Genomic DNA, 25,928 nt, shown 5'->3' with positions numbered 1-25,928 from the left:
CGACCGCGTGGAGAAACAGGGACTGGTCAGCGGCCGCCGCGGCCACACTTCGGGTACTTGGGGTCCCAGGGTGGGCAGCCCGGGATACCGGGTGGCGGCTTGATCGTCGGCGGCGTACCCGGCGGTGGCGGGATGATCGGCGGTGTCGGGACGGTCGGCGGCGCCTTGCTGCCGTTGGACAGCACCAGCGTCACCGTCGCACCCTCGGGCGCACCGTCCTCCTGCCGTGGCGTGGTGGACGCGACCGTGCCCGCCGGCGCGTCCGAGTCCACCGGGGTCGGAGAGATCGCGGCCTTGAAGCCCATCGACAGCAGCTTCGCCGTGGCGTCCACCGGGGTCATGCCCTTCAGGTACGGCAGGTCCTTCACGTTGCCGCGGATCGTCTTGTCGTCCGGCTGGACGAACTTGCTGGTCGGCAGTCCGCGCAGCGCCAACTGCATCGCCGTCTCCCAGATCGGACCGGCGGTCCCCGAACCGGAGGCATCACGCATCTTCTCGCCGTTGAGGGTCTGACCGATCAGATCCTTGTACGGCGGGTTGGCGTCGGCCACCACCGACGCAGCGGCCAGCTTGGACGAGTAGCCGGCGAACCAGACCGCGTGGTTGTTTTGGATGGTTCCGGTCTTGCCGCCCAGATCACTCTTGCCGAACTTCAGCTTGCCGCCGGTGGCGCCGGGCTCCATCACCTTGTGCAGCACGTAGTTCACGCCGTCGGCGACCGTCGGCGAGAGTGCCCGGCGGCAGCCCGGACCCGGGGTCGGGATCGCCTTGCCCTTGTTGGTGATCGCGGTGACGACCACCGGCGTGCAGTACATTCCGCGCGCGGCGAACGTCGCGTACGCGTTCGACAGCATCAGCGGCGTGATCAGACCGGCGGACCCGAGCGTGAACGACACCACCTGCTCCAGCGGCTTCATCGTCTGGGCGTCGTACATGCCGAGCTTCGCGGCGATGGTGGCGATCGGGCACAGGCCGATCTGCTCGGACAACTGCAGGAAGTAGGTGTTGGTCGAGGCCTTGGCCGCGTCGATCATGGACGGGTCGATCATCGTCCTGGTCGAGTTGCTCGGGTTGTACTCGTCGACCGACGTCGTACCGCTGCAGGTGCTGAACTTCTTGCCACCGAGGCTGATCGTCTGCGGGGAGTTGATCCGGTAGGTGAGCGGCACGCCCTTACCGATCGCGGCGGCGATCGTGAACGCCTTCATCGTCGAGCCGTTCTGGAAGCCGCCGTACCCACCGGGGTAGGACTTCTCGACGTTGAAGTTGTACGTCGTCTGGCCCTTCTTGCTGCCGTAGCTCCGGCTCTGCGCCATCGCCTTCACCAGGCCGGTGCCCGGCTGGACCATCGTGATCGCCGCGACCGCCTGGTCGCCGGGCTTGGAGTGCTTCTTGATCGAGGACTCGGCCGCCGCCTGGATCTTCGGGTCGAGTGAGGTGCGGATCACCAGGCCTGCGGTCTCGATGTAGTTCTCCGCGTCCTCCGGGTTCTTGCCGAAGGCCGGGTTCTCCTTGAGCTTGGCGACGACGTAGTCGCAGTAGAACGGGTACCTGGAGCTCGCGCAGCCGCTCGGGACATTGATGACCTTGGCCGGATTGATCACCGGCGTCTTGATCGCGTCCTGGGCCTGCTTGGCCGTGACGACGTTGAGCTCCTGCATCCGGCGCAGCACGACATCGCGACGTTCCTTGGCGCGCCCCGCGTGGTCGATCGGGTTGTAGCCGGTCGGGTTCTTCACCAGGCCGGCCAGCATCGCCGCCTGCGGCAGCGTCAGCTTCGCCGCGTGGACGCCGTAGTAGTGCATGGCCGCGGCGTCGATGCCGTACGAGCGGTCGCCGAAGTAGGCCAGGTTCAGATACCGGTTGAGGATCTCGTCCTTGGAGAACTGCTTCTCGACCGCGATCGCGTAGCGGAGTTCGGCGATCTTGCGCTCGTACGTCTCGGCGGTGGCCGCCTTCACTGCCTCCGGCGTGCGCGCCTTGTTGATCAGGGTCAGCTTCACGTACTGCTGGGTGATGCTGGAGCCACCCTGCTGGACGCCGCCGGACGACTGGTTGCGCAGCATGGCGCGCAGGGTGCCCTTCGCGTCCAGGGCGCCGTGCTGGTAGAACCGGTCGTCCTCGATCGCGACGATCGCCTGGAGCATGATCGGGCTGATCTGCTTCAGCGTGACCTGGGTCCGGTTCTCCTGGTACAGCGTGGCGATCGTCGTGCCGTCCGCCGCCTGGATGATGGTCTTCTGCGCCAGCGGCGCCGTCTTCAGGTCCTGCGGCAGGTACTGCACGGTGTCGTGGGCCTTCGCCGTGGTCACCCCGGCCAGACCCGCCAGGGGGAGCGCCAGGCCGGCGACGAGAGCTCCCGCCAGCGCACTCACCACGAGGAAAACGAACACCGACTGAACGACGTTGGGCCGTCGAGCCCGCTCGCCTTTGTGCATGGTCCGGCAGATTACGGCAGGAAAAGGGCTTCCGGGACCCTTTTCGTTACGGACTTTACACATCTGCGCGGCGATCTCACCATCTGTGACGGTGCGTTCACTCCGCGGCGATCACTCCAGGCTCCGCGAGTACCACGGCGTGGCGTGCGTCACGGCTCAGCCGATGGGTCAGTAGCCGGTGGGTGGGCGGGGTGTGTAGGCCGACTCCAGCGTGGTGAGCTCTTCCGGGGTGAGGGTGATGTCGAGGGCGGCGACGGCGTCGGCGAGGTGGTTCGGTTTGGTGGGGCCGACGATGGGAGCGGCGACGACCGGGTTGTGCAGGACCCAGGCGAGGCCGATCTGCGCCATCGGGACCCCGCGGGCCTCGGCGACCGCCTGGACAGCGTCGGCGATGGGTTCGTCGTTGGCGGCGAAGAAGCGGCGGCCGACGGGATCTGTGTCCGCGCGGCGCGTCGACGTACCCCACGGCCTGGCCAGGCGGCCCTTGGCGAGTGGGCTCCACGGGATGCTGCCGACGCCCTGGTCGGCGAGCAGGCCGAACATCTCGCGTTCTTCTTCGCGCTGCATCAGGCTGTACTGGTTCTGCATCGAGACGAACCGGGTCCAGCCGTGCAGGTCGGCCGCGTGCTGCAGCTTCGCGAACTGCCAGGCCCACATGGACGACGCGCCGAGGTACCTCACCTTGCCGGCCCCGACGACGTCGTGCAGTGCCTCCATCGTCTCCTCGACCGGGACATCCGGGTCGAAACGGTGGATCTGGTACAGGTCGACGTACTCGGTCCCGAGCCGGGTGAGCGACGCGTCGATCTGTTCGAGAATCGCCTTGCGGGACAGGCCGGATCCGCCCGGGCCGTCGTGCATCCGGAAGTGCACCTTGGTGGCCAGTACGACGTCCTCGCGCCGGCTGTACTTGGTGATCGCCCGGCCGACGATCTCCTCGGAGCTGCCGTACCCGTAGACGTTGGCGGTGTCCCAGAATGTGATGCCGAGCTCGACCGCCTGCCGGAAGATCGGCTCAGCCGCGGCGTCGTCCAATGCCCACTCGCTGAACCCTCGCGAGGTGTCCCCGAAACTCATGCACCCCATGGCGATCCGGCTGACCTTGAGCCCTGACTTGCCCAGACGTGTGTACTCCATCAGCTTGCTTCTTCCTTCAGTCGCGGGGGAGGAGGCGTAAGGTCACCGGCGCGGCGCCGGGACCGACCACGGCACCAACAGGACCGGGGCCGTAGCGGTCGTACTTCGCGTGGTAGGCGTCGTCGATGCTCATGTGGACGTCCTCGGCGGCCTCGGCGAAGGTGACGTCACGTTCGACACCGCCGGCCTTGATGCGGCCGGTACCACTGGCTTTCGCCCGGCGGTACCAGGGGGTGCCCGCGTTGACCATGGACCGGATGTAGATGTCGTCGCCGGCCCGGACCATCCAGATCGTCACGTAGGGCCGGAGTGTGCCGTCCTTGCGGTACGACGAGACCCGGAGCTCGGTCGCATCGCCGATGCGCTGCAGTTCCTCGGCTGTCCAGGTGGTCATGAGCGGACCAGGACCTTCAGGGCCTCGCGGTCGTCCATGGCGCGGTAGCCGTCGGGGACGTCGGTGAGGTCGATGGTGCGGTCGAAGACCTTGCCGGGGTCGACCTTGCCCTCGAGTACGCCGGGCAGGAGAGGCTCGATGTAAGCGCGGGCCGGGGCCGCGCCTCCGGTCAGGGTGATGTTCGGGCCGAACAGGCTCGCGAAGCCGACCGGCGCGTCGGTGTACTGCGGGACGCCGACGCGGCTGATCACGCCACCGGGGCGGACGACGCCGATGGCCTGTTCGTACGCCGGCATGTGGCCGACGGCCTCCAGGACGACGTGGGTGCCGTCGCCGCCGGTGAGCTCGCGGACCTTGGCGATGCCCTCATCGCCGCGCTCGGCGACCACGTCGGTCGCGCCGAACTCGAGGCCGAGATCCGTGCGGACCTTGTGCCGGCCCATCAGAATGATGCGCTCGGCCCCGAGTTGCCTCGCCGACAGGACAGCCATCAGGCCGACCGCGCCGTCGCCGATCACGGTGACGGAGGTCCGTGCAGACACGCCGCCCTTCAACGCCGCGTGGTAACCGGTGCCGTAAACATCGGACAGAGTCAGCAGGGACGGGACCAGCGCGGAGTCCTCACCCACTGGCACCTTCACCAGCGTGCCGTCGGCCAGCGGTACCCGGACGGCCTCGGCCTGGCCGCCGTACACGCCGTTCGCGTTCCAGAAGCCGCCGTGCCGGCAGGAGGTCTGCAGGCCCTCGCTGCAGAAGTCGCATGTCCCGTCGGACCAGGCGAACGGGGCGATGACGAAGTCGCCCGCGCGGACCGTCGTCACCTCGCCGCCGACGTCCTCGACCACGCCGACGAACTCGTGGCCCATCGACTTCCCCTCCGGCGTCGCGGGCAGGTTGTGATACGGATGCAGGTCGCTGCCACAGATGCAGGACCGGACCACCCGCACCAGGGCGTCCGTCGGTTGCTGGATCACCGGATCCGGTACGTCGATGACGCGCACATCTCCGGCGCCGTACATGTAAGTCGCTCGCATGGTCCCAGTAAAGGTCACGTTCCAGCCGCGCGGGAGTCACTGCCGATCCAGGTAATGCCAGTGCCTCCCTCCTCCCGGCGACGGTCCGTAACCTTGGCGGCATGGACCACCGAGCCGAGATCAAGGAGTTCCTCAGCTCCCGGCGTGCGCGCCTGACCCCTGAGCAGGCGGGCCTGCCCGTGTACGGCGGCAACCGCAGAGTGAAGGGGTTGCGACGGGAAGAGGTGGCGCTGCTGGCCGGTGTCTCGGTGGACTACTACGTCCGGATCGAGCGAGGGCACCTGGCCGGTGCGTCCGAGAGTGTTCTCGAGGCGCTCGCCCGCGCGCTGCAACTCGACGACGCCGAGCGGGCTCATCTGTTCACCCTCGCCCGCGAGTCCGACCCCAGCCCCACAGTCCGGCGGCGTACGGCGATGAAGGGGGTGCGGCCGGCGATCCAGCAGGTCCTGGACGCGATCACCGACGCGCCGGCCTGGATCCGCAACGGACGCCACGACCTGCTGGCGGCGAACCCGATGGCGCAGGCCCTCTACGCGCCGATGCTCGCCGACCCACGCCGCCCGGCGAACACCGCCCGGTTCGTCTACCTCGACCCAGCGTCGAAGGAGTTCTTCGCCGACTGGGAGCGCGCGGCCGACGACATCGCCGCGATCCTGCGGTTGGAGGCCGGCCGCAACCCGCACGACAAAGCGCTGACCGAGCTCATCGGCGAGCTGTCCACCCGGAGCGAGACCTTCCGGACCCGGTGGGCCGCGCACAACGTCCGCTTCCACCGGACCGGCAAGAAGAAGCTGCACCACCCCGTCGTCGGCGACCTCGACCTCGACTTCGAGGCGATGGAGTTCCCGTCCGACCCGGGCCTGATCCTGCTCGTCTACACCGCGCCGGCCGGTACGCCGACCGCGGACGCGCTCAAGCTGCTGGCCAGCTGGGCCGCCACCCAGGATCGGCCCGCCGAAATCGTTGCTCAAGACAAGGAATAGCTGTGCAGATCCTCCCCAAGACCCCCACCGCCAAAGGCCCCGCCGAGTGGTTCACCGGTGACGTCTGGTTCGACGTCGTGATCCGCGGCGAGGCGCCGTCCCGGGTGCGGGTCAACACCGTCCGGTTCGCGCCCTGTGCCCGGACCGCCTGGCACCGGCACACGAACGGCCAGACCTTGCACGTCACCGACGGCGTCGGCCTGATCCAGTCCCGCGGTGGCGAGGTCACCGTGATCCGCCCCGGCGACGTGATCTACACCCCGCCGGGAGAGTGGCACTGGCACGGCGGTGCCCCGGACAACTTCATGGTCCACACCGCCATCTGGGAAGGCACCGGCTCCGACGAACCGGAGACCGAGTGGGGCGACCACGTCCCGGACGCGGAGTACGTCGTACCTGCGTGAGCACCTCCGGCAGGTCGCCGGGGCTGAGGATGCCGAGGCGTTTGGTGGCGCGGCTGACGGCGACGTAGAGGTCGGAGAGGCCGCGGTCGGACTCGGTGATGATGCCGGCCGGGTCGGCGATCAGCACGGCGTCGAACTCGAGGCCCTTGGACCGGAGTACGTCGAGGAGCGCGACGTCCGCGTCCAGGACGGACGGATCGTGGCCGTGGGCGACATCCGGGAGTACGGCGGCCAGCTCGGCGTACCGCGGCGCCGGGACGATGACGGCGAGGCGGCCGTCGCCGATCGACTCGCGTTCGGCCTTGATCGCGGTGATCAGGGCATCGGTGAACTCCCCGGCCGGCACGCTCCGGATCGACGGATCGACGCCCGTCTCGCGGACCGAGGTCGGTGGCAGTAGTGACGGGTCGATCGCGGTCAGGACGTCCGCGGCGACGGTCATGATCTCCGCGGGTGTGCGGTAGTTGACGGTCAGCTCGGCGCTGCGCCACCGCCGCGGCGCGTACGCGTCGAGCAGGTCGGCCCACGACCGCACGCCCGCCGCCGACCCGGTCTGGGCGATGTCGCCGACCAGTGTCATCGAGCGACGCGGGCAACGGCGCATCAGCATCCGCCAGTCCAGCTCAGACAGCTCCTGCGCCTCGTCGACGATCACATGCCCGAACACCCAGGTGCGGTCGGAGGCCGCGCGCTCCGCCAGGGTGACCGGGTTCTCGATCAGCTGGGTCCGGCGGGCGACGAGATCGGCGAACTGCTCGATCTCCCACGGCATGATCTCGATCCGGTCCGCGGTCAGCTCGATAGCGACGACGCCGCGGGCGTACTCCCGGTTGGCCGCCTCGGCCGCGTCCGCATCGGAAGCCTGACGGTTGCGTGCGGCAACAGTCGCGTCGGTGTCACCGAGCAACTCGGCGGCCTCGTCGAGCAGCGGGACATCGGCCGGTGTCCAGTCCGCGTCCAGCGGCCGGAGCACTGCGGCACGTTCCTCGTCGGTGAGGTGCGGTGCCGCCGCGGCCAGTCGCTCGGGTGAGGAGAACAGCACCGACACGACGAGTTGCGGAGTGAGTTCCGGCAGAGGCGGTCGAGCAGCGCCTGGACCCGGTCGTCCTCGGTCAGTTCCTTGCGGATGTCCTCGATGTCCTCCGCGCCGACGTACTGGCGCCCGAGCCGGTCGACGATCTGGTTGGTGAACGTCTTGAGGATCCGCCCGACGAAGATCCCGCGTGCCCGGTTGTACGGCTCGTCCGACTCCCGGGCCTTGGTCTGCGCCTTGCGTACGACGTCCGGATGCAGCACGAGCTCGTGCTGGTCGACCTTGAGCCTGATCGGCCCGCCCGGGACCGGCTGGAAGCCGCGGACCGCCTGCGCGAGGACGTCGGCCATCGCCAGGCCACCTTTGATCCGGGCGGCCGCCGGCGACTCCGGCGCCGTCGCCACCACACCCGGGTACAGCTCACTGATCGTCGCCAGCACGACGCCGGTCTCGCCGAGCGAGGGCAGCACCTGGTCGATGTAGCGCAGGAACGTGCTGTTCGGCCCGACCACCAGTACGCCGCTGCGCGCAAGTTGCTCGCGATACGTGTAGAGCAGGTACGCCGCCCGGTGCAGCGCGACCACGGTCTTGCCGGTGCCCGGACCACCTTGGACGACGAGGACGCCAGGGAGTCCGGAGCGGATGATCTCGTCCTGCTCGGACTGGATCGTCGCGACGATCTCGTTCATCCGGCCGGTACGGCTCGCGCCGAGCGACGACAGCAGCGCGGCCTCGCCGATCAGCGTGCTGCGCTCGGCGTCATCGAGTGCGTCGAGGTCGAGGACGTCGTCGTCCACGCCGACCACCGTCCGGCCGTGCAGCCGGATGTGCCGCCGCCGCTTGACGCCCAGCGGGTCGGCCGACGTGGCGCGGTAGAAGACCTGCGCGACCGGAGTCCGCCAGTCGATCAGGATCGGGTCGTAGTCCTCGTCGAACAATCCGATCCGGCCGATGTGGAACCGGTCGCCGGCGGTTTCGTCGATCCGCCCGAAACACAATCCGCGCTCCACCGACGACAACTGGGAGAAGCGGCCGGAGAACAAGTCCTTGAACGATTCGCGCTCCGTGTAGCCCTGATTGTGCTGCGTGGTTTCCTCGCCTTGGACGCGGTGCAGTTCCGCCCGGGCCCGCTCCCGCAGCACGTCGAGCCGGTCGTACATCGCCGTCACCAGGCGTTGTTCCGCGGCGATCTCGCGCGCCGGCACCTGATCCGTCATCCTGCCCCCGATTCGTGATTGCAGAATCCCCGAATTCCTGATAATCTGTTGCCAGATGCCTTTCCAGGGCATCTTTTTTGTTTTACGACACAAAACACTCAACGGTAGCGAATTCCGTCGCCGCGGGCAATACCCGCCGATCTGGAACGACCGTTTCACAGCCGGCTCACAGGGAAGCCGAAGGTCGCGCTCAGATGGCCACTCGACACTGGGGTGGATCCGCCACATCCCAGGAGCCGCCATGATCGAGACACCCGTCCTCGTGCTGCCAGGACGACGGGCTCGCAACGACGGTTCGGTGCGGCTCGGCGCCCTCGCCGTGCTGTGGCTGAGCCTGTTGCTGGTCAGCTACTGGTGGGTGGCCGGCGGCGGGGTGCAGGAGCTGGGCGGCTGGGCCACCGCGCTCACCTCGCTGGGCCGGCTGACCGGGTTGGTGGCCGCGGTGTTGCTGCTCGCCCAGGTTGTCCTGATGGCCCGTGTGCCGGTGCTCGAGGCCGCGTTCGGGCAGGACCGCCTGGCTCGTATTCACCGGCTGGTGGGGTTCACGTCGTTCAATCTGATGCTGGCGCATGTCGTCACGATCACCTGGGGGTACGCCGCGGGGGAGTTGGGCAAGACACCCGCGATGCTGTGGGATCTGACCGTCGACTATCCCGGCATGCTGCTCGCGGTCGGTGGCACCGTCTGCCTGTGTGTGAGCGTGGTGACGAGTATCAAGGCCGCGCGACGGCGGATCCGGTACGAGTCATGGCATCTCCTGCACTTGTATGCCTATCTCGGGGTCGGACTCGCGCTTCCGCACCAGCTGTGGACGGGCCAGGAGTTCCTGTCTTCGACCGGCCGGACCGTGTTCTGGTGGACGGCCTGGGCGGTCGCGGCAGCGACGATCCTCGTTTACCGGGTCGGTGTGCCGATCTGGCGCAACGTACGACACGGGTTGCGCGTGACAGCCGTCGTACCCGAGGCCGATCGCGTGGTTTCGGTGTACGTCGCGGGTCGGCGACTGGACCGGCTTCGAGCCGAGGCCGGGCAGTTCTTCCATTGGCGGTTCCTCGGCCGGCCAGGCTGGACGCGGGCCAACCCGTACTCCTTGTCGGCCGCGCCGGACGGACGCGGTCTGCGCATCACCGTCCAGGAGGCCGGTGATGGCAGTGTGGCACTCCGCGCGGTGCGGCCAGGCACGCGCGTGTTCGTCGAGGGTCCGTACGGGCGCTTGAGTCTGCGAGCCCGGACCGAGCGGAAGATCGCCCTGATCGGCGCCGGCGTCGGCATCACGCCGCTGCGAGCTCTCGCCGAGGGGCTGAGCTACGCCCCGCGCGACGCGATCCTGGTCCAGCGGTACACCGACGAGCCGTTGTTCTCCTCTGAGTTGCAGGCACTGCGGTACCAGCGCGGTCTCGACCTGCTGACACTGCCCGGTCATCGTCGGCGCACCAACTCATGGCTCGGCCCAGGAATCGACAACCTCGACGACCTGCAGGCCCTGCTGTCCTGGATCCCCGACATCGCCGAGCGCGACGTCTACCTGTGCGGCCCCGACAACTGGACCCAACTGGTGAAACGCACCCTCACCGCCGCCGGCCTCCCGCCCGAACGCCTCCATCTCGAATCCTTCAGTTGGTGAGCTCTGTGAAACGCATCGTCTTCTGGTTCCTCGGTACGGCGTCTGTTGTCGTGCTGCTGTTCGGCTACCACACCTCGACCTCCGGGCCGCAGGCCGTGGCGCCGCCGATCGGTAGCGGCTCGGTGAGCAGCACGCCGACGCCCAGCCCCGCGGCCGGTGCCGGGTCCGGCGGTGATGGGACCGACACCGGCGGCACTCCCTCGCCGTCGACAACGCCTTCGTCGTCCTCGTCCACGGTCACCGGTGACGTTGCGTCGACGCAGTGGGGACCGGTCCAGGTCCAGCTCACTCTGCAGAGCGGGAAGATCACCGACGTCAGCGTCCTGCAGTACCCGAACGGGAATCACCGTGACGCCGAGATCAACGACTATGCGTTGCCGATCCTGATCGACGAGACCAAGCAGGCGCAGAGCGCACAGATCGACATGGTCAGCGGCGCGACAGTCACCAGCGACGGCTACATCCGTTCCCTGCAAAGCGCTTTGGATCAGGCGAGATGACCACGAGCCGGTACGTCGACCACGTGATGGGTATGCCGATCAGCCTGGCCTTGCGCGGCCGCCACACCGACGACGACCTGGCCGCGCGGGCGTGGGCCGGCGCGCTCGACATCCTCCGCGCAGCCGACCGCATCTTCAGCACCTACCGCACGGACTCGTACATCTCCCGCCTCAACCGCGGCGAGCTGACCGTCGCGGACTGTCCGCCCGAGGTCGCCGAAGTCCTCGAGCTGGGCGAACGCGCCCGAGTGGAGTCCGGCGGTGCGTTCGACGTACGGCGCGAGCACGGATTGGACCCGAGTGGAGTGGTGAAGGGATGGGCGGTCGAACGCGCCGCGCATGCCTTCGAAAAGTTGCCGGACACGGACTACTGCCTCTCCGCCGGCGGTGACATGACGTGTCACGTCGCCACGCCGGACTCGCCCGCCTGGCGGATCGGCATCGAGGATCCGCACGACCCGGACAAGCTGGCCGCTGTCGTCCCGATCCGCAGCGGTGCGATCGCCACCTCCGCCCTGCACCGGCGCGGCGACCACATCCGACGCTCGCACCGGCACCACGCCGAACACGCTAGCCTCGGTCACCGTCATCTACCCGACCCTCACCCAGGCGGACATCGACGCCACCGCGGCCTTCGCCCTGGGGTCTGACGCACTGACCTGGCTCCGGTCCCGCCCCCGGCGTACCGGCCTGGTGATCCTCAGCGACGGCACGCGCCACCTCGTCCTGAGCCCTGAGGCCAGGGACGAGCCGGTTGTAGCTACTTGCTGAAGCCGGCGGTCAGGCCGCTGAGCAGTTGACGACGGAAGACGGCGTACAGGATGACGATCGGCAGAGTGGTGAGCACGACCGAGGCGAGGACCGCCGGGACGTTCACGCTGAACTGACCCTGGAAGGTCCACAGTGCGAGGGGAAGCGTCCGCTTCTCCGGGCTCTGGGTCAGGATCAGGGGGAGCAGGAAGCCGTTCCAGACCGCGAGGCCGTTGTAGATGCCGACGGTGACGAGGGCCGGCCGGGTGAGGGGCAGCGCGAGCGTCCGCAGCATCCCCCACTCGCTGGCGCCGTCGACCCGCATCGACTCGAACAGTTCCTTCGGTACGTCCCGGATGAAGTTGGTCAGCACCAGCACCGACAGCGGGATCGCGAACGCGATCGACGGCAGGATCAGCGCGAGCAGGCTGTCGTAGAGGTGCATCTTGATGATCAGCAGGTAGACCGGGATGATCGTCGCCTGCAGCGGGATCGCGAGGCCCATCAGGAACAACCCGTTCGTCAGCCCCAGGAATCGGCTGCCCGCTCCGCGGACGATCGCGTACGCCGCCATGAACGCGATCGCGCCCGCCGGGATCACGGTGCCGGCGGCAACGATCACGCTGTTCAGGAAGTACCGCGGGAAGTCGGACTCGATCACCAGTCGGTAGTTGGCGAGCGTCGGCTCCGTCGGCAGTGAGAGCGGGTTGTGGGTGAAGTACACGGTCTGGTCTTTGAAGCTGGTGACGACGATCCAGTACAGCGGGACCATCACGACCAGGAGCCACAGCCAGCCCGCGATCCCGCCGAGCCAGTTCATCTGGCGCAGCTTTCGCCCGGCCGGAGCGCCGCCGCGGCCGGCCGGGCGCGCCGTCGCCCGCGTTTCCCCGATCACCACGGCCATGTCACATTCCTTCCATCTGGCTGGCTGTCGTGCTGCCGCCGAGTTTGCGGAGCAGCAGCGCCAGGAGCAGGCCCAGGACGACGATGACGACCGCGATCACGCTGGCCAGACCCATCTGGTTGGACATGAACCCCTGCTGGTACATGAGCAGCGCCAGTACCCGGGTCGAGTCGCCCGGTCCACCGGCGGTCAGCACGAAGATCAGGTCGAAGAAGGTCAGCGACCCGACCACCATCAGCGTCGACGACGTGATGATCGTGTACTTCAGTTGCGGCACCGTGATGCTGAAGAACTGCCGCACCCGCCCCGCGCCGTCGATCGCGGCCGCCTCGTACATCGAGACCGGGATCTGCCGGACGCCGCCTTGGTAGATGAGCGAGTGGAACGGGATGAACTGCCAGGACACGATGAAGATGATCACGGCGATGGCGAGGTTGCCCTTGCCGAGCCAGTCCTGGGTGAGCAGGCTCAGGTGCAGACCGGGCCCGAGACCGAAGTTCGGGTCGAGCAGCGCCTTGTAGGTGATCGCGATCGCCGCCGAGCTGAGCAGCAGCGGGATGAAGAACAGGACGGCGAGGAACGCGCGGTAGCGCTGCCGGCCGGCCAGGAACACCCCGAGCAACAGGCTCATCGGGGTCTGGACCAACCAGGACAGGATCATGATCTCGAAGGTCACCAACAGCGCGTGGTACAGCCCCGGATCCTTGAGCGCGACGCGCCAGTTCGACACGCCGGCGGGATGGATCGGGCCGAGACCGTCCCATTGGGTGAAGCTGAGGACGAATACGCCGATCAGCGGAACGACGCCGAAGAGGATGAACACGGCCAGGGCGGGCAGCACCATCCAGGCGACCGGACCGCTCCGCCCGACGCGGGACGAGCCGTGGCCGTCCGTCGTTGCGCGGCCGGTCGCCGGTGCGACGGGCGGAGCGGTCGTGGTCATGGGGCCTCCGGACCTTGAGTGAGGAGCGCAGAGCGCCCGGTCATGGGGCCTCCCGCCCTGGACTGAGGAGCGGAGGGAGCGAAGCGACCGGAGCGACGAGGGAAGGGCGGGAGCCAAGGCCCCATGACCCGCCGCGCCGGAGGCGTGGCAAAAAGCACAGTCACTGGCCGATCACCGCGTTCATGTTGTCGGCGAACTGCTGCGGGGAGATCGACAGCTGGAACAGCTTGGCGATGTTGTCGAGCAGCGTCTCGGCCTGGGTCGGGCTGAGCGCCTGGTCCCAGGACTGGGCGAAGGTCTTCGCGTTCGCCGAGGTGTCGTAGACGAAGTTCAGCCAGTCCTTGTCGTTCGTGTCGGTGATCGAGGAGAGCCTGTCCTTCGAGTTCTTCGCGACCGCGATGTTGCCCGACTTCACCCACGCGTCGACCGAGTCTTTGTCGAGGGTGTTGTTGGCCAGGAACTTCTTCGCGTTGTCCTTGTCGGCCTGGCTGGCCTTGGAGGAGATCGACAGGTACTGGCCCGGGTTGCCGACGGTGTCGGTCGGGTCGCCCTTGCCGCCGTCGTACGGCGGGAAGTTCATGTAGCCGAGGTGCCCGCCGGTCACGAAGTCGCCACCAGAGGCCTTCATGTTCCCGTAGGTCCAGGCGCCGTGCAGCATCATCGCGGCCTTGCCGGTGTAGAGCAGGGCCTGGTCGGCGTTGGAGTCGGCGGTGATCGAGGAGAAGCCCTTGATGAAGCCGTTCGCCTTGATCAGGTTCTGCATCTCCTCGAGCGCCTTCAGCGCGGACGGGTCGGACCAGCCGTTCGCCTTGCCCTCGTAGATGCTCTGGAAGACCTCGCTACCGCCGATCCGGTCGAACAGGAACTCCAGCCACATCATGTTGGTCCAGCGGGACTGCCCGCCGAGCGAGAACGGCGCGATGCCCTTGTCGTTGAACTTGGGCACCAGGTTCATGATGTCCTGCCACGACTTCGGGGGCTCGGCGCCGACCTTCTCGAACGAGCGCTTGTCGTAGAACAGCACGATCGGCGTGACGGTCTCGACCGGCATCGCGTAGATCTTGCCGCCGACGGTGGCCGCGCCGAACGCGGACGGGAAGATCGAGTTCTTCAGGTCGGCCTGGTCGCCGAACCAGCCGGTCAGGTCCTCGACCTGGTTGGCGTCGACGTAGGACTTCAGGCCGCCGCCGCCCCAGCCCCAGATCAGCGTCGGGCCCTGGCCGGCACCGATGGCGGTCTTGATCTTCTGCTTGAAGGCGTCGTTCTGGAACTCGGTGGTCTTGATCGTGCTGCCCGAGTTCGCGTCGTTGAACCGCTTGACCTGAGCCTCCCGGATCGCCTGCTGCGGCTGACCGGTGAGGAACCAGTACGTCGTCGTCCCGCTGCCGGCGGCCGCGCCGCCGCTGCTGGTCGAACCGGGCGTGCTCTTCGGGCCGGAGCTGCCGCACGCGGCGAGACCGGCCGCCAGTGCGCCGCCACCGACCAGGCCGAGGAAGGTACGCCGAGATGTCGTCATGGGATCCACTGTGATCTCCGTACTCCGTGCTGCCCCCACAGGTTGCGGAAGCACCTGTCGATATGACTTGTTTTCGAAACATAGATTTCGGAGATACTGCTGTCAAGACTTGAACAACTGGCACTCTGGGGTCACAGTGAGGTCACGGATTCGCTTGTTGTCACAGGAGAATCACGAAAACCGCCGCGGACCGCAACATCAGCCGGAATCGTCGAAAGTTTTCGATACTTTGTCACCATGCCGGGTTCTGATTTAGGGAGAACTTCTTGTCCACCTCGAGTGATCGGCCGTGGCGCGATCCCGCGCTGTCCGCCGCCAGGCGCGCCGACCTGCTGCTGCAGGCGATGACGCTGGAGGAGAAGATCGCCCAGTTGGGGAGCCGCTGGGCCGGCAACGACATGGCCGACACCGAACTGCCCGCGGACGAGACGATCAACGTCGCGCCGATGGAGGACGTGTTCGCCACCGGCGCCTCGCTGTCGCTGGCCGAGGCGAGCCGCGACGGCCTCGGTCACCTGACCCGGGTCTGGGGCAGCGTCCCGCTGTCGGTCGAGGAGGGTCTGGCCGAGCTGATCCGTCAGCACGAGGTCGTCCTGAAGGACTCCCGGCTCGGCGTCCCGGCCCTGGTCCACGAGGAGTGCCTGACCGGCTTCACGACGTACGGCGCGACCGTCTACCCGGCGTCGATCGCATGGGGTGCAACTTTCGATCCCGGACTGGTCGAGCGGATGGCCGCCGCGATCGGGCGGGACATGGCGGCGGTCGGCGTACACCAAGGGTTGTCGCCGGTGCTGGATGTGGTCCGCGACTATCGCTGGGGTCGCGTGGAGGAGACGATCGGCGAGGATCCGTATCTGGTCGCGCTGCTGGGTTCGGCGTACGTCCGGGGCCTGCAGAGTGCGGGCGTGCTCGCGACGCTGAAGCACTTCGCCGGTTACTCCGCGTCCCGGGCCGGGCGCAACCACGGTCCGGTGTCGATGGGCCGGCGCGAGTTGCTCGACATCATCCTGCCGACGTTCGAGACCGCGATCGCGACCGCCGGCGCCGCGTCGGTGATGAGTTCGTACTCCGATATCGACGGGCTGCCCGCGAGTGCGGATCCGTGGCTGTTCACCGACGTACTGCGTGACGAGTGGGGTTTCGGCGGCACGGTCGTGTCGGACTACTGGGCGGTGCCGTTCCTCGCCTCGATGCATCGGGTCGCGGCCGACAACGCCGATGCGGGCGTGGTGGCGCTGACCACCGGCACCGATGTCGAGCTGCCGGACGCGATCGGCTTCGCCGGACTGCTCGACAAGGTGAAGTCGGGGAATGTGTCCGAGGACCTGATCGATCGCGCGGCGCGGCGACTGCTGCTGCAGAAGATCGAGCTGGGTCTGCTCGATCCGGGGTGGACCCCGGAGGGTTCGGTCCGTGCCGGTGGGGTGGACCTCGACTCGGCGGAGAACCGGGCCATCGCGCAGGAGCTCGCGGAGAAGTCCGTCGTGCTGCTCGACGCCGACTCGGCGTTGCCGCTGTCGCGCGAGCTGACGAAGGTCGCGGTGGTCGGGCCGTGCGCGGGCGACGCGCGCACGCTGATGGGGTGCTACGCGTTCCCGAACCATGTCCTGCCGCGGTATCCCGACCGCGATCTCGGCATCCAGGTGACCACCCCGATCGATGCCCTGCGCAACGAACTGTCCGGCGTGGATCTCCTGCATGCGAAGGGCTGCGAGGTCATGGGCGAGGACCGCTCCGGCTTCACGGCGGCGGTCGAGGCGGCGCGTGCCGCGGACCTTTGTGTCGCGTACGTCGGCGACCTGTCCGGACTGTTCGGCCACGGCACCTCGGGCGAAGGGTGTGACGCCGAGGACCTGCGGCTGCCCGGGGTTCAGGCCGACCTGCTCGACGCGCTGCTCGACAGCGGCACACCGGTCGTGGTCGTGGTGGTCTCGGGTCGTCCCTATGCGCTCGGCGGGATCGCGGATCGGGTCGCCGGCCTGGTGCAGGCGTTCATTCCCGGCCAGGAGGGTGCCGGCGCGATGGCCGGCGTCCTCAGTGGGCGGATCGTGCCGAGTGGCAAGCTGCCGGTGCAGATCCCACGGCACGTCGGTGGGCAGCCCGGTACCTACCTGCAGCCGGCTCTCGGCAGCGTGGAGAGCGCCGGCATCAGCGGCCTCGAGGTCCGGCCACTGTTTCCCTTCGGGTACGGCGGGTCGTACACGAGTTTCGCGGTGGACGACCTGCGGTTGAGTGCGACCGAGATCGGCAACGACGGCGAGTTCACCGCGACGGTGCGGGTGCGGAACACCGGTGAACGCGCCGGCGACGAGGTCGTCCAGCTGTATCTGCGTGATGTGGTGGCGCGGGTGGCGCGGCCGTTGAAGTTGCTGACCGGGTTCTCGCGGGTGTCGCTGGAGCCGGGGGCCGCGGCCGACGTGACGTTCCGGGTGCACGCCGATCGGACGGCGTACACGGGTCCCGATCTGCGGCGGATCGTCGAGCCCGGAGACTTCGAAGTGATGCTGGGCACGTCGTCGATGGACCTGCCGTGTCGTGCCACGGTCCGGATCACCGGGGATGTGAGGGTGGTCGGGCACCAGCGCGTGCTGACGACGCCGGTGACGGTTCAGGATCCCGGAGGAGGGTGATGAGATGTCGCGGTTGAAGGGTCGCGTCACCCTGGCGACGGTGGCGGATACGGCCGGCGTCTCGGTGGCGACGGTCTCCAAGGTAGTGAACGGTCGCAGCGACGTCGCTCCGGCCACCCGGGCGCGGGTGCAGGAGATCCTGGAGCGGCACGGGTACGTCGGCCGCCGGCCGGACCCGGTCCAGCGCGACACCGTCGAGTTGTTCTACCAGGGCGTTGTCAACGCGTACTCGGTCGAGGTGATCCAGGGCGTGGTCGAGGCCGGTCAGGAGGCCGGTGTGGATGTCATCCTCAACGCACACCCGCGGTATCCGCGACCGTCGAACGTCGGCCGGACGGCCCGGTGGATCCGGGAACTGATCGGCAACCGCCGCCGGGCCGCGATCGGCATCACCAGCGAACTGTCCGAGGCGGACCTGGCCGCGCTGTCGCGGGCCCGGCTGCCGCTCGTGGTGGTGGACCCGGTGAACATCGCGCAGCCCGATGTGACCAGCGTCGGCTCGACCAACTTCGCCGGCGGCATGGCCGCGACCCAGTACCTGCTGTCGCTCGGGCACCGCCGGATCGGCTACGTCGGCGGTCCGCCGACCTCGGGCTGCAACCAAGCCCGGATGAGCGGCTTCCGCAGCGCCATGGAGGCGGTCGGCGCGCCCGTGCCGGCCGAGCACATCTGGTTGCAGGACTTCCTGTACGACGATGGCCTGGTCGGCGGCTGTGCGCTCCTCGATCTACCGGACCGTCCGTCCGCGATCTTCGCCGGCAGCGACGAAGTGGCACTCGGCATTCTCGAGGCGGCTCGAGCGCGTGGTCTGCGCGTCCCCGAGGATCTCAGCGTGGTGGGCTTCGACGACACCGAGGTCGCCCGCCTCGCGTCACCGCCGCTGACCACCGTGAAGCAGCCCCTCCGCGAGATGGGCGCTGTCGCCCTCCGCACCGCCCTCCAACTCGCCGCCGGCGAAAAGGTTGCTTCCCACCACGTAGAACTCGCCACCTCCCTGATCATCCGCGGCTCAGCCGCCCCCAACCACATTTCCTCCGTCGTCGCCTCCTGACTCATCCCCTCCGGTCGGCGAGCGCCTTCGTGGCGAACAGGGCAGCGATCAGGATGGCCACGGCCAAGGCGGTCAGGAGCGTGAGCGGTACGGCGGTGCCGCCCGGCGTGCGTCCATCCGACAGCAGCGTCATCAGGGGACGGATCGGGGAGATCCAGCGGAGTAGGAGGACGGCCAGAATCGCGGCGGCCGCGGTCAGCATCGCGATGCCGATGCGGGGGATGACCAGGCTCGAGCAGAGCAGTCCGATGGCGATACCGATCATCGCGGCTGCGAGTTGGGCGGCCGCGCCGACCACGAGATCGCCGGCCGTGACGACGTGCTTCCCGGTGACGATCGGGTAGACGATGCCGACCACGAGCAGCGGGACGCACCAGGTCAGGACGACGGTGACGGTGATCGCGAGGACGCGCAGCGAACTGCCGATCATGACCAGGGTGATCTTGTGCTGGGTCGGGTCCTCGTGGTTGACGAGGCTCACCGTCAGCCAGGTCGCGCAGACCAGCATCGCGAGCACGCAGAACGCATACGACGACTGGAGTGGTCCGTTGTCGGACGTCGTACCGACGGCCATTGCGGCGAGGAAGATCAGCGTCGGCGGGAGGTAGCGCTGGGAGAGCAGGACGCTGGCCATGAGGTAGCGGTAGAGGGCGGTCACTCGGGCTTCACCTGCCGGACCGCGGTGACCGACCAGCCGTGATTGAGCGCAGTCAGCAGGGCCGCGTCGTGGCGGCCGGTCGGCAGCATCAACGTGACACCGGTGTCGTGGCGGCGTACCTCGAGGACGTCCGGCTGCCGGGTCCAGTCGAGCTCGGCCCCGGCGATCAGGGAGATCTCGGTCAGCGTTGCCGGTGGCCTGCCTTCGGTGGCGTGAAGCTGTCCGTTGCGGAGTTCGCAGACTCGGGTCGCGATGGAGCGCACGACCAGGTCGGAGTGCTCGGTGAAGGCGACCGCGGCGCCCTGCTCGGCAGTTTCGGTGAGGAGCTCGCGCAGTGTCGCGTGAGCGGTGGAGTCGAGTCCGGACCAGGGCTCGTCGAGGACGAGTAGTTGCGGTGGGTCGAGCAGTGCCTGGGCCAGCGCGACCTTCTGCGCGTTGCCCTTGGACAACTTCCGCATCGGCGTGTCCGCGCCACCCGACAGCGCGAGCCGATCCAGCAGTTCGCCGGCGCGGTCCCGAGCCACCCGGGCGCTGAGGCCACGGATCCGTCCCATGTGCCGCAGGTACGCCGAAGCCGACAAGCGATCGTGCGACGCGAACACGTCGGGCACGTAGCTCACGACCCGCGCGGTGCGCCGGACCGTGCCCGTCGATGGACGGGACAGGCCGACCATCAGCTTGAGCACGGTGGACTTGCCCGAGCCGTTGGCGCCGACCAGTGCGAGCAGCTCACCCGCGTTCACCCGTAGGTCGACGTCCGCCAGGATCTCCCGCCGGCCGTACCGCTTGGAGACCTTCCGGAGCCGTACGACTTCCATGCGGCGAGCCTATCCACGCATTGGGGGTCATCCCGCTCGCCGGCGGGCGGTCCGGTCACCGGGATCTTCGCCGGCACCACGAACGCCGACGCTCGGCCCCTACTGTGAGTCCGACACCGGCCGTCGCGTCGTACGACGACCGGCGTCGAACCAGTCCGGGCCAGGCTCGGCCAGCCGGGCAGCTAGCGGATCCGCAGTTCGGTCGAGAGCGGCAGATCCGACACAGCCGAGCCGGCCCGGAGAGTGAAGGCACCGGGCTCGGTGGTCCAGCCGTTGTCCCAGTGCTCGAAGGTGCGGTCGTGCAGTTGGACCGTGATCTCCCGGGCCTGACCGGCCTCCAGGCGTACGACGGCGAACCCGGCCAGCCAGCGGACCGGGCGGTCCACGGTGCTTTCGGGCCGTTCAGCGTACACCTGGACGACGTGCTTACCGTCGCGCTCGCCCGTGTTGCGAACGATCAAGGCGACGGACGACGGGTCGTTGGCGCGGAGATCGGAGAGCTCCCACGTGGTGTAGCCGAGGCCGTGACCGAAGCCGAACGCGGGCTCGGTGCCGGCCCGGAGCCAGGCGCGGTAGCCGATGTGCACGCCTTCGTCGTACCGGACGACGCCGTCCTGCGGGGTGACGTCGATGACCGGTACGTCGTCTTGTTCGCGCGGCCACGTGGTCGGGAGGCGGCCGCCGGGCTCGACGACTCCGAGCAGTACGTCGGCCAGCGCGTTGCCGTACTCCTGGCCGCCGAAGTAGGTGACCAGCAAGGCCGCGACGTCGTCACGCCAGGGGAGGAGGACCGGCGAACCCGCGTTGACGACCACGACCGTGCGTGGATTGGCCGCGACCACGGCCCGGACCAGCTCGTCCTGGCGGCCCGGCAGTGCGAGCGTCGTACGGTCGTAGCCCTCGGACTCGACCTTCGAGTTGGTGCCGACCACCACGAGGGCGACGTCCGCCGCCCGGGCGGCAGCGACGGCCTCGTCGATCAGCGCCTGGGGGTCCGAGCGGTCCGGCTCGACGCCCACGGTGATGCTCAGCGCGTTGCCCAGACCGCCCTCGCGATCGGGGAGATCGAGCTCTACGCGGACGTCGATCGGCTGGCCGGCGGTCACCGCTAGCGGAGCCGTGACCGACGGCGGCGACAGGAGCGCGGCGCCCAGGTCCGTGCCGACCGGTACGGCGGTCTCCTCGAGCAGGAGGTTGCCGTCGGCAAAGATCCGGCCGCGGCCGACGGAGGCGAAGCCGAGCAGGATGTCGCCGCTCTCGGCCGGGGTGTAGGTGGTGTGGAACTCGAAGACCGCGGTGTCGGTGATCGGTGCGTTGCCGCCGAGGTAGACGAGGGCGCTGGAGAACCGGTTCTCGGCGAACAGCTCCATGCCGTCCGCTTCGAGGAAGCGGACGCGGGCGCCCGGCTGGCCGTTCACCGGATTGGTCATCGTGGCGAGCGGGAGTTCGGCGACGCCTTCCTGGACCACCGCGCCGATCGAGTAGGTGATCTCGGCGTTCGGGAGGGCCTGTTGCAGTCCGGCGAGGGGCGAGACCACGGACGACGGGATCACGGTCGCGCTGCCGCCGCCCTGAGTCCGGGCGTCGCGGGCGTTGTGGCCGATCACCGCGACCCGCTGCAGCGCGCCGGCGGTCCACGGCAGCTCGCTCTTGTTGCTGAGCAACACCGAGCCTTCAGCCGCGGCAATGCGGGTGAACGCGACGCCATCGACCTGCGGTACGTCGGCCGGCTTCTCGAAGCCTTCCAGTGCGCCGACCCGGGCGGCCAGCGCGAGCAGGCGCAGTACCTTCCGGTCGATCGCGTCCTCCTTGACCTCGCCGGACCGAACGGCCTCGACGAGTGCATCACCCCACGCGCCGACCGGGCCCGGCATCGCCAGGTCCTGTGAGTGCTTCGCGCTCTCCACGCTGCGTACGGCGGTCCAGTCGCTCACCACAACCCCGTCGAAACCCCAGTCGGTGTTGAGCGGCGACTCGAGCAGTTCGTTCTCCGAGGCGGTGGCGCCGTTGATCGAGTTGTACGCGCTCATCACCAGCCACGCCTTGGATTCGGTGACGGCCTTCTCGAAGGCGAGCAGATACACCTCGCGGAGGGCGCGCTCGCTCACGACCACGTCGGCGGTGAAGCGCTCGGTCTCGAAGTCGTTGGCGACGTAGTGCTTCGGCGTGGCGCCGACGCCGAGCTCCTGGACGCCGGCGACGTACGCGGCGGCGAGCTCGGCGGTGAGGACCGGGTCCTCGCTGAACGCTTCGAAGTGCCGTCCGCCAAGGGGTGACCGGTGCAGGTTGATGGTCGGGCCGAGCACGACGTCCACGTTCTTGCGCCGGGCCTCGAGGGCCGAGACGACGCCGTACCGATGGGCGATGCCGAGGTCCCAGGACGACGAGAGCGCGGTCGCCGACGGGAGGTTGAGCGACGGGTCGCGCTCGTCCCAGACAGCGCCACGGACGCCGCTCGGGCCGTCGGACAGCACCATCGAACGCAGGCCGATCCCGGGCAGGGGATGGGTGGACCAGAAGTCTTGTCCGGTCAGGATCCGGACCTTCTCCTCGAGCGTCAGCTGCCCGAGCAGGTCGTCGAAGTCGGCGGGAATCATGGCGACGACTGTACGCGCGAAAACCGAGTAGTGCTAGGTTTTGGTCATGGCTTCCAGAGGTCCGTACGCGAAAGGTGTCGCAAAGCGGGAGGAGATCCTGCGGGCGGCGCTCGAGGTGATCGCCCGGCACGGCTACCGGAAGACCTCGACGCGGGAGCTCGCGGCCGCGGTCGGGCTGAGCGAGGCCGGGCTGCTGCACTACTTCGGGTCCAAGGAGAAGCTGTTCGAGGCCGTTCTGCGGGCGCGGGACGAGGCGGATGTCGAGCGGTTCGAGCAGTCGGAGCTGATCGGCAAACTGATCGCGATCATCCGGCACAACCGCGACGTACCGGGCCTGGTCCAGCTCTACTCGACCTTCTCCGCCGAAGCCGGCGATCCCCAGCACCCCGCCCACGACTACTTCGTCGATCGGTACGCGCGTCTCCGCGAGTCCCTGGCCGAGTCGGTCCGGGCGCGTCAGGCCGCCGGCACCATCAACCCGTCCGTCGACCCCGGCACCATCGCCACCCTCGTGATCGCTCTGTCCGACGGCCTCCAGATCCAGTCCCAGTTCGCCCTGAACGCCGAGCCCGCCGACCTCCTCGAGGACCTGATCCAGCTCCTCCACCCCTGACCGCGGGCGTGCCGGGTCAGGGTCCGATGAGGAAGAGTGCTCCGGCGGCGAGCAGGCCGAGTTCGACGAGCAGGACGAAGACGCGATCGCTGATGCGGCCGACGATCTGCTTGCCGGTCCAGGCGCCGAGCAGGGTCGCCGGGGTGAGAGCGACGCCGTAGAGCAGGACCTGGCGGGTGAGCAGGTCACCGGCTCCGTAGGTGGCGATCTTCGTGAGATGCATCGTGAGGGCGCTCGCGGCTTCGGTGCCGATATAGGCGGCGCGGGTGAGGCCGTAGGCCAGGAAGAACGGTGCTGTCAGTGGGCCGACGGAGCCGAGCAACGCCGAGCCGAGGCCGGATGCCGCGCCGACCACGGCGAAGGCCGGATCGGCGGGCTTGCGGGTACGCCGATTGAACCGCCGCCAGACCACCACGGCGATCAAGAACACCCCGAGCAGCCGTTGCAGTGCGGCGAGCGGCGCGTGGGTGAGCAGGATGCCGCCGGCGACCGCGCAGGGCACGGCGCCGAGGGCGAACCAGCCGATCAGCGGCCGGCGGAGTTCACGCCGGTTCAGCCAGGCCCGAGAGCCGTTGCTGGACAGTTGGGTCAGGGTCAGCATCGGCACTGCGACACGCAGACCGAAGAGCGCCGTGAACACCGGCAGCAGGAGTACTCCTCCGCCGAATCCGGCGACCGCGGACAGCGCCGCCAACGCGAACGCGGCTGCCGAGGCGACGAGGAGATCGGTGAGCATTGCTTAGGAGGTGGTGGGGAGGCCGGCGAGGCGTCGTACGGCGGCCAGGCCGTCCGGCGTACCGGGCCAGTGCCGGTCCAACGCGGCAGGACCGGCTCGGCGAGTGACCGAACGGAGTGCGAACGCGACGATCACCGCGTCGTCGGCGTACCCGATCACGGGGATGAAGTCGGGCACCAGGTCGAACGGTACGGCGAGGTAGACCAGCAGGAGCCATAGGCGGACCCGGACCCCGCGAGGCAGCGTTCGGTCAGCCGCCAGGCGCCGCAGCAGTCGCACCAGGTCGGGCAGGAGCCGCAGGGCGTCGCGGATCCGCAGTTCGTCGGGGCGGGCGAACCACAGGGCCGCGATCAGCGCTATCCACAACAGCATGATGCCGGCGGCGGCACCCACCACGATCGACCACCACTCACCTGTCACGCGGCCCATTCTGGCTCTGGGTGCTGGAGGGCGGTCCCTGGGCCGGCGGGGGGATAGTAGTCGCATGACGAGATCCGCCGACGAATCCGCCGATCCCGCCGAGCTCAACCCGCCCGGCCCGCCGACCCCGGCCGACCCGTCATCGTCCGGCACCCACGCCGGTGATCCGGCCTCCGACGCGGCGAGTCCCGGCGGTCCGTCAGCGACCCCTCCGGCGTCCCCGGCGTACGTCGGCGCCGACTCCGGCGATTCGGCTTCCGTTGCGATGCCGGTCGGGGTCAGTCGGCGGCTGCTGACGCAGGAGGTTTGGTTGGTGCTGGCGTTGTCCCTGGGGGCTTCTGGGGTGTCGGCGCTCATTTCGTTTGTAGGGGTGCTGACGTCGGCGAAGCCGATCAGTGGGCAGACGGCGGTGATCGTGGGATCGCGGGCGCCGGGGCGGCCTTGGCTGGATCTCTCCTGGCAGATCTTCGCGGTGGTGACCGCACTGGTGCCGGTCGCGCTCGTGGCGCATCTGTTCGCGCGCGGTGGTGAGTCGCTTCGGGCGATCGGATTCGATCTGAGAGATCGGTGGCGCGATCTCGGTCGAGGGACGGCGGTCGCCGCCTGCATCGGGGGAGCGGGCCTACTCTTCTACATCGCTGCACACGCGTCCGGCGTGAACCTGACCGTCGACCCGTCCCAACTGCCCGACTACTGGTGGCGCATCCCGATCCTCGTCGCGGTCTCCGCGCAGAACGCCATCCTCGAAGAAGTGATCGTCCTCGGCTACCTGAACCACCGCCTGGACCAGCTGGGCTGGTCCGTCCGCAGCGCCACCGCCGCAAGCGCACTCCTGCGCGGCTCCTACCACCTCTACCAGGGCCTCGGCGGCTTCGCCGGCAACGTGATCATGGGCGTGATCTTCACCTACCTGTACCGCCGCTGGGGCCGGATCATGCCGTTCGTCGTGGCCCATACGCTGATGGACACCACCGCCCTGATCGGCGCGACCTACCTCCTCGGCAAGGTGTCCTGGCTGCCGAGCTGAGTCTCGCTCGAGCCCACTGAAACGACTGACACGTAACCGACCGGGCCTTTCGCTGGTTGATGGTGTCGTGACAGTTAACGGGGAAATCACCAGTCCGCCCGAAATCGACGCAGGTTTGGCCGCCGCCGCGCTGGCCGTGTTCGCACACCGGCACGAGGTCGTCCATCTCCTGTACGCCGCGACCGACGAGCCGGACGCGCTCACCCGGATCGGAGGCCTGCTCCGCGTCGACGAGGCAACCATCGCCCGCGTGCTCGACCAGCCGTTCCGGTGGATGCTGCCCCAGTTCCGCACCGAGCTGGAGTCGATCGCCGCCACACCGACCGCCCTAACCACGCCCACCCCACGGACCGCGCCGGTCACACCCGCCCCACTCGCCGCGCCGGTCGCGTCCGGTCCACTCGCCGCGCCGGTCGCGCCCGGCCCACTCGCCGCGCCCCGCGCCGCACCCACGGAGCCCACCCCCACCCCGGCCACAACCTGACTGGCCACAACCCGACC

The 25,928-nt window shown here is 68.7% G+C and carries 25 protein-coding genes; 11 read left to right on the top strand and 14 right to left on the bottom strand.

The window, feature by feature from the left end:
- Positions 1-26: 26 nt before the first annotated feature.
- From ACXC9Q_RS36265 to ACXC9Q_RS36250, 4 genes are all read right to left on the bottom strand, one after another.
- Entirely contained in the window at positions 27-2,438 is a 2,412-nt protein-coding gene (locus ACXC9Q_RS36265) for a transglycosylase domain-containing protein (RefSeq protein WP_457061163.1), read from the bottom strand.
- 168 nt (positions 2,439-2,606) lie between these two features.
- On the bottom strand, positions 2,607-3,575 hold the full coding sequence (locus tag ACXC9Q_RS36260) for an aldo/keto reductase (RefSeq protein ID WP_457061162.1): 969 nt from the start codon (positions 3,573-3,575) through the stop codon (positions 2,607-2,609).
- Between the two features lie 16 nt (positions 3,576-3,591).
- Positions 3,592-3,969: a DUF2255 family protein gene (locus ACXC9Q_RS36255; protein ID WP_457061161.1), complete on the bottom strand. Its 378-nt coding sequence runs from the start codon at positions 3,967-3,969 to the stop codon at positions 3,592-3,594.
- Positions 3,966-5,003, bottom strand: coding sequence for a zinc-binding dehydrogenase (locus tag ACXC9Q_RS36250; RefSeq protein WP_457061160.1), 1,038 nt, complete (start codon positions 5,001-5,003; stop codon positions 3,966-3,968). Before ACXC9Q_RS36250 ends, ACXC9Q_RS36255 begins: the two co-directional genes overlap by 4 nt.
- A 101-nt stretch (positions 5,004-5,104) precedes the next feature.
- On the opposite strand from ACXC9Q_RS36250, the gene ACXC9Q_RS36245 reads away from it, so the two are divergent.
- Together ACXC9Q_RS36245 and ACXC9Q_RS36240 are read left to right on the top strand one after the other, a co-directional pair.
- Positions 5,105-5,986, top strand: a complete 882-nt coding sequence (locus ACXC9Q_RS36245; RefSeq protein WP_457061159.1) for a helix-turn-helix domain-containing protein — start codon at positions 5,105-5,107, stop codon at positions 5,984-5,986.
- A 2-nt stretch (positions 5,987-5,988) separates the two neighbouring features.
- Positions 5,989-6,390, top strand: coding sequence for a (R)-mandelonitrile lyase (locus tag ACXC9Q_RS36240; RefSeq protein WP_457061158.1), 402 nt, complete (start codon positions 5,989-5,991; stop codon positions 6,388-6,390).
- Here the strand turns inward: ACXC9Q_RS36240 and ACXC9Q_RS36235 are convergent.
- Both ACXC9Q_RS36235 and ACXC9Q_RS36230 read right to left on the bottom strand, forming a co-directional pair.
- Entirely contained in the window at positions 6,290-6,832 is a 543-nt protein-coding gene (locus ACXC9Q_RS36235; RefSeq protein WP_457061265.1) for an ATP-binding domain-containing protein, read from the bottom strand. The two genes, ACXC9Q_RS36240 and ACXC9Q_RS36235, sit on opposite strands and share 101 nt — an antisense overlap.
- Positions 6,833-7,182: 350 nt before the next feature.
- Positions 7,183-8,640, bottom strand: a complete 1,458-nt coding sequence (locus tag ACXC9Q_RS36230; protein ID WP_457061157.1) for a HelD family protein — start codon at positions 8,638-8,640, stop codon at positions 7,183-7,185.
- Positions 8,641-8,881: 241 nt separating this feature from the next.
- On the opposite strand from ACXC9Q_RS36230, the gene ACXC9Q_RS36225 reads away from it, so the two are divergent.
- Genes ACXC9Q_RS36225 through ACXC9Q_RS36210 form a run of 4 tightly spaced genes read left to right on the top strand, consistent with a single transcriptional unit; the run spans position 8,882 to position 11,535 of the window.
- A complete protein-coding gene (locus tag ACXC9Q_RS36225) occupies positions 8,882-10,264 on the top strand; it encodes a ferredoxin reductase family protein (RefSeq protein ID WP_457061156.1) in 1,383 nt (460 codons plus the stop codon).
- Positions 10,261-10,764, top strand: coding sequence for an FMN-binding protein (locus tag ACXC9Q_RS36220; protein ID WP_457061155.1), 504 nt, complete (start codon positions 10,261-10,263; stop codon positions 10,762-10,764). Before ACXC9Q_RS36225 ends, ACXC9Q_RS36220 begins: the two co-directional genes overlap by 4 nt.
- A complete protein-coding gene (locus ACXC9Q_RS36215) occupies positions 10,761-11,414 on the top strand; it encodes an FAD:protein FMN transferase (RefSeq protein ID WP_457061154.1) in 654 nt (217 codons plus the stop codon). Before ACXC9Q_RS36220 ends, ACXC9Q_RS36215 begins: the two co-directional genes overlap by 4 nt.
- Positions 11,353-11,535, top strand: a complete 183-nt coding sequence (locus tag ACXC9Q_RS36210) for a hypothetical protein (RefSeq protein ID WP_457061264.1) — start codon at positions 11,353-11,355, stop codon at positions 11,533-11,535. The genes ACXC9Q_RS36215 and ACXC9Q_RS36210 overlap by 62 nt, the downstream gene beginning before the upstream one ends.
- On the opposite strand, the gene ACXC9Q_RS36205 is transcribed toward ACXC9Q_RS36210, so the two are convergent.
- The 3 genes from ACXC9Q_RS36205 to ACXC9Q_RS36195 form a co-directional block, all read right to left on the bottom strand.
- Entirely contained in the window at positions 11,525-12,418 is an 894-nt protein-coding gene (locus tag ACXC9Q_RS36205) for a carbohydrate ABC transporter permease (RefSeq protein ID WP_457061153.1), read from the bottom strand. The genes ACXC9Q_RS36210 and ACXC9Q_RS36205 overlap by 11 nt on opposite strands.
- Position 12,419: 1 nt before the next feature.
- On the bottom strand, positions 12,420-13,361 hold the full coding sequence (locus tag ACXC9Q_RS36200) for a carbohydrate ABC transporter permease (protein WP_457061152.1): 942 nt from the start codon (positions 13,359-13,361) through the stop codon (positions 12,420-12,422).
- A 160-nt stretch (positions 13,362-13,521) separates the two neighbouring features.
- Positions 13,522-14,877: an extracellular solute-binding protein gene (locus tag ACXC9Q_RS36195; protein WP_457061151.1), complete on the bottom strand. Its 1,356-nt coding sequence runs from the start codon at positions 14,875-14,877 to the stop codon at positions 13,522-13,524.
- A 266-nt stretch (positions 14,878-15,143) separates the two neighbouring features.
- On the opposite strand from ACXC9Q_RS36195, the gene ACXC9Q_RS36190 reads away from it, so the two are divergent.
- Positions 15,144-17,507 (top strand): glycoside hydrolase family 3 N-terminal domain-containing protein, encoded by a 2,364-nt coding sequence (locus ACXC9Q_RS36190; protein WP_457061150.1) that lies wholly within the window; start codon positions 15,144-15,146, stop codon positions 17,505-17,507.
- Between the two features lie 4 nt (positions 17,508-17,511).
- Positions 17,512-18,558 carry a LacI family DNA-binding transcriptional regulator gene (locus ACXC9Q_RS36185; RefSeq protein ID WP_457061149.1) on the top strand — a complete coding sequence of 349 codons (1,047 nt, stop codon included), beginning with the start codon at positions 17,512-17,514 and terminating at the stop codon, positions 18,556-18,558.
- Between the two features lies 1 nt (position 18,559).
- Here the strand turns inward: ACXC9Q_RS36185 and ACXC9Q_RS36180 are convergent, their stop codons facing one another.
- From ACXC9Q_RS36180 to ACXC9Q_RS36170, 3 genes are all read right to left on the bottom strand, one after another.
- Entirely contained in the window at positions 18,560-19,216 is a 657-nt protein-coding gene (locus tag ACXC9Q_RS36180; RefSeq protein WP_457061148.1) for a hypothetical protein, read from the bottom strand.
- Positions 19,213-20,034: an ATP-binding cassette domain-containing protein gene (locus tag ACXC9Q_RS36175; RefSeq protein WP_457061147.1), complete on the bottom strand. Its 822-nt coding sequence runs from the start codon at positions 20,032-20,034 to the stop codon at positions 19,213-19,215. The genes ACXC9Q_RS36180 and ACXC9Q_RS36175 overlap by 4 nt, the downstream gene beginning before the upstream one ends.
- A gap of 182 nt (positions 20,035-20,216) precedes the next feature.
- Positions 20,217-22,631 carry a beta-glucosidase gene (locus tag ACXC9Q_RS36170; RefSeq protein ID WP_457061146.1) on the bottom strand — a complete coding sequence of 805 codons (2,415 nt, stop codon included), beginning with the start codon at positions 22,629-22,631 and terminating at the stop codon, positions 20,217-20,219.
- A gap of 46 nt (positions 22,632-22,677) precedes the next feature.
- On the opposite strand from ACXC9Q_RS36170, the gene ACXC9Q_RS36165 reads away from it, so the two are divergent.
- Positions 22,678-23,244, top strand: coding sequence for a TetR/AcrR family transcriptional regulator (locus tag ACXC9Q_RS36165; RefSeq protein ID WP_457061145.1), 567 nt, complete (start codon positions 22,678-22,680; stop codon positions 23,242-23,244).
- Between the two features lie 16 nt (positions 23,245-23,260).
- Here ACXC9Q_RS36165 and ACXC9Q_RS36160 read toward each other — a convergent pair whose 3' ends face one another.
- Complete coding sequence (locus ACXC9Q_RS36160; protein WP_457061144.1) at positions 23,261-23,980, bottom strand: sulfite exporter TauE/SafE family protein; 720 nt, start codon at positions 23,978-23,980, stop codon at positions 23,261-23,263.
- Between the two features lie 3 nt (positions 23,981-23,983).
- The gene (locus tag ACXC9Q_RS36155) at positions 23,984-24,400 is read right to left on the bottom strand and encodes a YkvA family protein (RefSeq protein ID WP_457061143.1); all 417 of its coding nucleotides are present in this window, start codon (positions 24,398-24,400) and stop codon (positions 23,984-23,986) included.
- 64 nt (positions 24,401-24,464) lie between these two features.
- Here ACXC9Q_RS36155 and ACXC9Q_RS36150 point away from each other — a divergent pair, with 64 nt between their 5' ends.
- Positions 24,465-25,427, top strand: coding sequence for a CPBP family intramembrane glutamic endopeptidase (locus tag ACXC9Q_RS36150; protein ID WP_457061142.1), 963 nt, complete (start codon positions 24,465-24,467; stop codon positions 25,425-25,427).
- 67 nt (positions 25,428-25,494) lie between these two features.
- Positions 25,495-25,911 (top strand): hypothetical protein, encoded by a 417-nt coding sequence (locus tag ACXC9Q_RS36145; protein WP_457061141.1) that lies wholly within the window; start codon positions 25,495-25,497, stop codon positions 25,909-25,911.
- Positions 25,912-25,928: the final 17 nt, after the last annotated feature.

Source organism: Kribbella sp. CWNU-51 (genome assembly GCF_054073265.1).
Note: the sequence above shows the minus strand (reverse complement) of the source record. Positions and strands in the feature narration are given on the sequence as shown.